This is a genomic window from Synechococcus sp. R55.2, assembly GCF_047462075.1.
Lineage (GTDB): Bacteria > Cyanobacteriota > Cyanobacteriia > Thermostichales > Thermostichaceae > Thermostichus.
This window is the reverse complement of record NZ_JANSIH010000160.1, coordinates 1-6,826: the sequence shown is the minus strand read 5'-3', so window position 1 is coordinate 6,826 and position 6,826 is coordinate 1. Positions and strand designations below refer to the sequence as shown.

Annotated in this window: 6 protein-coding genes; 3 read left to right on the top strand and 3 right to left on the bottom strand. The window is 60.0% G+C overall.

Annotation, left to right across the window (positions count from 1 at the left end; all coding sequences use genetic code 11):
- The 3 genes from NW838_RS05655 to NW838_RS05645 all read left to right on the top strand — a co-directional run.
- Nucleotides 1-346, top strand: a 346-nt coding sequence (locus tag NW838_RS05655) for a peptidylprolyl isomerase (protein ID WP_414427670.1), incomplete at its 5' end; no start/stop codon positions are given.
- A gap of 110 nt (nt 347-456) precedes the next feature.
- Nucleotides 457-1,731, top strand: a complete 1,275-nt coding sequence (gene gvpJ / locus NW838_RS05650; protein WP_414356710.1) for a gas vesicle protein GvpJ — start codon at nt 457-459, stop codon at nt 1,729-1,731.
- Nucleotides 1,732-1,855: 124 nt separating this feature from the next.
- Nucleotides 1,856-3,439 (top strand): NAD(P)H-quinone oxidoreductase subunit N, encoded by a 1,584-nt coding sequence (locus NW838_RS05645; RefSeq protein WP_414356711.1) that lies wholly within the window; start codon nt 1,856-1,858, stop codon nt 3,437-3,439.
- A 123-nt stretch (nt 3,440-3,562) separates the two neighbouring features.
- On the opposite strand, the gene NW838_RS05640 is transcribed toward NW838_RS05645, so the two are convergent.
- The 3 genes from NW838_RS05640 to NW838_RS05630 all read right to left on the bottom strand — a co-directional run.
- Complete coding sequence (locus tag NW838_RS05640; protein WP_414356713.1) at nt 3,563-4,795, bottom strand: ABC transporter substrate-binding protein; 1,233 nt, start codon at nt 4,793-4,795, stop codon at nt 3,563-3,565.
- Between the two features lie 211 nt (nt 4,796-5,006).
- The gene (locus NW838_RS05635) at nt 5,007-5,576 is read right to left on the bottom strand and encodes a photosystem I assembly protein Ycf4 (protein WP_414357899.1); all 570 of its coding nucleotides are present in this window, start codon (nt 5,574-5,576) and stop codon (nt 5,007-5,009) included.
- Between the two features lie 303 nt (nt 5,577-5,879).
- Nucleotides 5,880-6,826, bottom strand: a 947-nt coding sequence (locus NW838_RS05630) for an S-layer homology domain-containing protein (RefSeq protein WP_414427669.1), incomplete at its 5' end; no start/stop codon positions are given.

Below are 6,826 nucleotides of genomic sequence, written 5' to 3'. Positions count from 1 at the left end.
CGTTGCAATCATATTGCCCCGCGGGATTCGGGGCTCCATGACCCACGGCGGGCACCCCCGGGGCCCGGGGGGGGGGGGGCCGGGGTACCGCTTTCCCGATGAGCCGGTGCAACGTCCCTACAGCCGCGGCACTTTGGCGATGGCCAATGCTGGCCCCAACACCAATGGCAGCCAGTTCTTCATCATGCATGCCGACTACCCGCTGCCGCCCAACTACACGATCTTTGGGCAATTGATCGAGGGAGAGGATGTGTTGGATAAAATTGCAACGGCGCCCACCGGCCCTCAGGATCGCCCCCTGAAACCGGTGGAGATCAAGTCGGTTCGCATCTTGGAATCCAATTAGGTTGGGCCACTCCGGTGGAACAGTTTGGTTGAATTAACTTGGCCTCTGGCCCCATTTTTGCAACTTGCCCTCAGGGGGACTCAGGTATGGAGTTCGCTAGGCCCCGGCGAATGTCCCCCCGCATTCTGGTTCTGGATTTTGATGGTGTGCTCTGCGATGGGCGGGCGGAGTATTTTGCCTCTTCCTGCCGCGTTTGTGCTCAGGTGTGGGGCTTGGCTCCTGCTCAGCTAGAGCCGCTGCGTCCTGCTTTTGACCGTCTGCGCCCGCTGATCGAGACCGGCTGGGAGATGCCTCTGTTGTTGTGGGGGCTACAGGAAGGGATCCGGGAGGAGGACTTGCGCCAAGACTGGCCGGGCTGGCGTCAGCAGTTGTTGCAGCAGTCAGGGATCCCTGCCCTCTCTCTAATCCAAGCGTTGGATCGGGTGCGGGATCGTTGGATTAAAGAGGATCTGCAGGGGTGGCTGGGGCTACACCGCTTTTATCCGGGGGTGGCGGCTTGGCTACGCCAGGTTCAGGCTGCAGGGGAGCCGCGCTTGGCCATCCTCAGCACCAAAGAGGGACGGTTCATCCAGCAGCTCTTGGGCCGAGCAGGGATCCAACTGCCACGCCACCGCATTCTGGGCAAGGAGGTGCGCGCCCCCAAGGCCACCACTTTACAGCGGCTACTGGCTGCCGCCCAACTGCCGGCTGAGGAGCTGTGGTTTGTGGAGGATCGCCTGCAAACGCTGCGCCAGGTGCAGAGGGTGCCGGAGCTGGAGCAGGTTCTCTTGTTTTTGGCCGACTGGGGCTACAACCTACCAGAGGAAAGGGAAGAGGCCGCTCGGGATCCCCGTCTCCATTTGCTCAGCCTGGAACAGCTTTGCCAGCCCTTTGACCGTTGGATTGCCCCTTCTCCCCCGCCGCGCTTTTCTATCAGTCCCGCCAGCTCGGAAGACTTGAGCCAGGCTCGGCCCACCCCTGGCCGGAAACGCCCGGAAGCCGGTTTGGCCTCTCTGGTGCTGACCTTGGTGGAGCTGTTGCGGCAGTTGATGGAGGCGCAGGTGGTGCGGCAAATGGAGGCCGAGCGCCTTTCTGCAGAGCAGATTGAGCGGGCCGGCAGCAGCCTACAAGCCTTGCGGGAGCAAATTCGACACATCTGCAGCCTGTTGGAGATCGACCCAGCGGATTTAAACCTGGATCTCGGAGATCTGGGCACCCTCCTGCCCCGCCAGGGGGACTACTACCCCGGACAACCCCACCGCGAGGGATCCGTGCTGGAACTGTTGGATCGGCTGATCCACACCGGCATCGTCATCGATGGGGAGATCGACCTGGGGCTGGCGGACTTGGATCTGATCCACGCCCGCCTGAAGTTGGTGCTCACCTCCAGCGCCAAGCTCTACTGAGCCTGTAGATTGAGAGCGCTGATGGAGACGATTGGGAGAAGAGATGCCTGAAGCGGGGAGAGAGACCAGAAATCGCGGTATGCTGGCTGTGGATCCCCTTAATCTCTCTTCATAGTCTTCTCCTATGGATGTCTTTGCCCCAACCGGAAACCTGTATGCCGGTGCCATTTGGCCGGAAGTGGTGGTTACCCTCACCCTCTTGCTCGTCTTGGTGGTGGATTTAATCGGCGGGTCGGCGGCACGCAAAAGTCTTCCGGCCCTCTCCATCTTTGGCTTGATCGGGGCCTTGGTGACCTTGGTGTTGCAGTGGCAGCAGCCCCAGTTGGAGAGCTTCTTGGGCAGCTTTGCAGCGGATCCCGTCAGCATTCTCTTCCGTGGCCTGGTGGTGGGGACGGCGGTGCTGACCGTGATGATGGCAGAGCGCTACATCGCCCAGTCGGGAGCCCCCACAGGCGAGTTTTATGTGTTGCTGCTCACGGCCACCTTGGGGGGCATGTTCCTCTCCGGGGCGACGGACTTGATCCTAGTGTTTGTATCTTTAGAAACGCTGGGCATCGCCAGCTACCTGATGGCCGGCTATACCAAGCGGGATCCGCGTTCTTCCGAGGCAGCCCTGAAATATCTCTTGATCGGGGCCAGCAGCACGGCCATTTTCCTCTACGGCATGTCCCTACTCTATGGCCTTTCGGGCGGGCAAACGAAGCTGGAAGCCATCGCCTCATCCATGGGGGATGCCGGTTTGGCAGGGATCATCGCTTTGGTCCTCTGCATTGGTGGTATCGGGTTTAAGTTGGCGGCGGTGCCCTTCCACCAGTGGACTCCTGATGTCTACGAGGGATCCCCAACGCCGGTGGTGGCCTTTTTGTCGGTGGGATCCAAAGCAGCAGGCTTTGCCTTGGCGGTGCGCTTTCTGGCCACCGTATTTCCGGCCATGACGGAAGAGTGGCGGGCGGTGCTCTCGGTGCTGGCCATTTTGACCATGGTGCTGGGGAATGTGGTGGCCATTGCCCAAACCCGCCTCAAACGGCTGCTGGCCTATTCTTCCATTGGACAGGCGGGCTTCGTTTTGATTGGCTTGGTGGCGGGCACCGAGGCAGGCTATGCCAGCTTGATCTTTTACTTGATGGTCTATTTGGCCATGAACCTGGGGGCCTTTTTGTGCATCACCCTGTTCAGCCTGAAGACCGGCACCGATGAAATTAGCGAGTACAGCGGCCTCTACCAAAAGGATCCCTTCCTCACCCTTTGCTTGAGCATTTGTCTGCTTTCGTTGGGTGGGTTGCCCCCTCTGGCAGGCTTCTTCGGCAAGTTGTACCTGTTCTGGGCCGGTTGGCAGGCAGGGGCCTATACCCTAGTGTTGGTGGGGTTGGTCACCAGCGTCATCTCCATCTACTACTACGTGCGGGTGGTGAAAACCATTGTGGTGAAAGAGCCGCAAGAGATGTCGGTTTCAGTGCAAAATTACCCTGAGACCAACTGGCAGGCGGAAGGCATGCAGGCTCTGCGGGTGGGCTTGGTGTTCACTTTGGTGGCTACCATCTTTGCCGGGATCCTCTCCAATCCACTGTTTACCCTCTCTGTTCAGGCAGTGGAGCGTAGCCCGTTTTTGGGGTTCCCAGCCGCACAAGCCTTCCTTCCAGAGTCGGCAAGACTTCAGGTGGCAGTCGAGGGATCCCTGGGTGCGTCTGCTCAGACTGGCGAAGCATAGTTTTTGGGATTCTCTCTGCCTCGAAGTTTTGGAAAGCAGTGCTGGGCAGCGCGTGGGGCTAGCTCCTCAGGGCCGAGGGTCTGTCTCCCCAGAGGGATCCGGGATCCCTTCAAGGTCGGCCTATTAGCGCCCACCGATCACAGCGATGTAGTTGGTCACCCATTCGTAGTAGGGCACGCAATCCATACGACCATCACCACAATCGGCCACAGGAGTTTTCCAGAAGAAGATGCGCTCAAAATTGTCGATGCCATTGGTCTTGCATCCCTCTGGCCCCAGCAGCTCGCTGGCCTGACAAGCGGCGGGCACCACCGGCACCGACCCAAACCAAGCCGCCAAATCCCCTTGCACCTTCGGGTTCAGAGAATGTTCCATCCACAGGTAGGCACAGTTGGGGTGTTTGGCAGTGGCACTGAGCATGGTGGTATCCGCCCAGCCGGTAGCTCCCTCTTCCGGTATCACACTGGCGACAGGTTGACCTTCGGATCGCAACAGATTGACCTGGAAGGGCCAAGAGCTGGAGGCCACTACCCCTTCGTTGACAAAGTCATCCACCTGCACCGCCGCATCGTGCCAGTAGCGTCCAACCAGTTGCCGCTGCTGTCGCAATAGAGCTAGAGCAGCATTGAACTGTTCGCGGGTCAGCTCGTAGGGATCCGTGATGCCCAATTCTGGGCGGTGGGCCTTCAGGTAGAGGGCGGCATCGGCAATGTAGATGGAGCCATCGTAGGCTTGGATGCGGCCCTTGTTGGATTTGCCGTCTGGCAGGATTTTTTCTTCAAACACCACATCCCAACTGGTGGGGGGTTCCGGGAAAACCTTTGTGTTGTACATCAACACGTTGGATCCCCATTGATAGGGCACGCCGTAATGCTTGCCATCCACGGTATGCCAGGGAGCATCCCGCAGGCGCGGGTCGATGGTCTCCCAACTGGGGATCAGGCGGGGGTTAATCTGCTGTACCCGTTCCCCTTTGATCAGGCGTAGGGTGGCATCGCCGGAGGCCGTCACCAGATCAAAGCCGCCCTCATTCATCAGGGCTACCATCTCATCGGAGGTTGCCGCCACCTTAACGCTGACTTGGCAGCCGGTTTCTTTCTCAAACTCGGTCACCCAGTCATAGGCGGGATCCGTTTCTCCCCGTTCGATATAGCCTGCCCAGGCCACAATCGAGACCGCCCCCTCTGGGCGGCCCAAGCGATACAGGGGCCCGCGAGCAGCATGGGCGGAATGGGAGGTCAGCAGCAGCGTGAGCAAGGCCAAGCCCAATGAGAGCAGAAGAGTTAGCCAGAGGCGAAACAGAATAGACCCCAGCTTCTTGGCCTGTAGGGGAATGAAGGGGTTCAGGTTGGCCATCACAGGCTTCTCCCAGGCAACAACTGCGCTGGCATCAAGGGTAGATCATTCCTCGAAGAGATCCCGCTACATTGAAAACAATCTCGACAACTCTCTATTCGACTCCACAGTTCTGGATCCCCCTCAATGGTTTCACTGTTGCCCAAGGATGGGATTCCGTCTCGCTCAAGCGACCAGCAGGGCGGGGTCAAAGCAATGGCACCGCAGGGAATCAAATACCCTCTAGGCTGACATTAAGAAAGCGGGCAATCTCGGCGGCTTGGTTTTCAATCTCGGCCAAAGAAGGCGGCTGCCCAACGCCGGTGAGGGGGATGTCGCCACGTCCTTTCACCCGCAAGTAGATGGCTCGGCGGGGGTTAAGCCCCTCTCTCAGCTCCACCCGTAAGCTTTGCACATCGGCAAAGTCATACTCCAGGCGGACTTCACGGTTTTTGCCCGGAAAGCCCTGGCGCACCAGCGTTATCTTTTGCGTGCGCCGGTCGAACTCGTTGTAGCCGCCTCCCAAGTTCCAATACAAACTCAGCCACTGGTATAGCCCCGCCAGGGATCCGAGCACCCCGTAAAAGAGCATGGCAATGCCCTGGGGAATAAACACCAGGCTGGCGGGATCGGAAAAGGGGAGCAAATTGCGGTGGAGATAGCTGGAAAGGCCGGCCAAGGTAAAGCCCAGCCCTCCCCCCGTCAGCGCCACCGCCCAAAAGTACACGCTGGGCCGCCGCGACCCAATCACGGTGTAGCGCAGCAGATCGGCAGAACGGATTTCAGGAACAATGGCGGACACAGTTGGGATCCCTGCAGGTTTTCCAAGGCTGGCTTCCCCCATTCTATAGGCTATGGGCGGCAAGGGTTTTCCCCAGCAGAGGGGCGCTCAGGGGACTGGCAAGAGCTAGAGCCGCCTGGGGAATGGGGGCGGAAGTCCTCTGCGCTGTACAGCCCCTCTCCCGGAGGGAGTTAGGGATAGTTTTTATTGTTATGGCTCCTTTTGCTCCTTGTAAGAGCCGTAGCAGGGATCCCTGCTGGGGTTCTGAGGCGTTCTATCTGCTGACAGAGCCCAACAGCATACGCCAATGGGATCCCTCTCACCTCAGGGTTGGGTTTGGCGTGGGGTAACGATCCTGCCCTCCCCTGGGGCAACTTCCGAGGAACGGGGGCGGGCCGGCGCAGAGGGCTTATCAACGGCATTCGAGGGAGAGGCAGGGTTGGGATCCGGCTCGGGAGAAGCCGTCTGCTCCGGTTCTGCGGCAGGGGGAGAAGGCTGAGGCTCAGGGGTTGGGTCTGGCAAGGCTGGCGGCTGGGGTATGGCGTCTTGGGCCGTTCGTTCCCCAAAAGCCGACAGGGCGATGGCGGCTTCCCCGCGGCTAACCGGCTCGAAGGGGTTGAAGGTGCGGATGGGGCCAAAGGTGCGCAGCACGGTGGAGGCATTCTCTAGGCTGCGATCCGCTACCAGAGCAGGAATGGCTTCAGGAGGAATTTGCGCCGCATCGGTGAACCCCCAGCGCTCCTCCAGCTCCGCTCGGGATCCCTTGATCTGGCCGGGAGGTAAGTCCAGAGGCACCTTCATGCGGATCAACTCTGCCCGCGACAGCAGGCTGTTGGGGCGAAACTCTCGATTGGCATCTCCGGCAATTATGCCGGCAGCTCCCAGGGCTTGAATGTAGCGAAAGTTGGGATCCTCTTCCGGCACATCCAAAAAGAGGGGGCGTTCCGAGGGGGATCCCAGGCGGATTTGCCGGCTGGGCTCATCGGCGTGGATGGCGTTGTTGGCCAACACCAGCCAACGGGCAAACTCTCCGCGACGAACGCTGCGCTGCGGCTGAAATTCGCTGCCGGGGATATCGGCAAAAACTCCCAACCGATCTAGGTATCCCACCGAACGGGCCACCAGAGATCCCGGCTCCAGGTCTGCAAAGCGGCTGCTGTCCTGGCTGGGCAGAGGGGAAGAGTGGGCGGGCGCAGTGGGGATCGAGATCGAGCTGTCTCGGATCCACATCTCCGAGCCCACGATCCGCGCCGCTAGCTGCGCTGCCCGCG

What these genes read in the sequence shown, in the direction of transcription:
- gvpJ (WP_414356710.1), top strand. Translation starts at nt 457, where the DNA reads ATGTCCCCCCGCATTCTGGTTCTGGATTTTGATGGTGTGCTCTGCGAT.
- NW838_RS05645 (WP_414356711.1), top strand. Translation starts at nt 1,856, where the DNA reads ATGGATGTCTTTGCCCCAACCGGAAACCTGTATGCCGGTGCCATTTGG.
- NW838_RS05640 (WP_414356713.1), bottom strand. Translation starts at nt 4,795, where the DNA reads ATGGCCAACCTGAACCCCTTCATTCCCCTACAGGCCAAGAAGCTGGGG.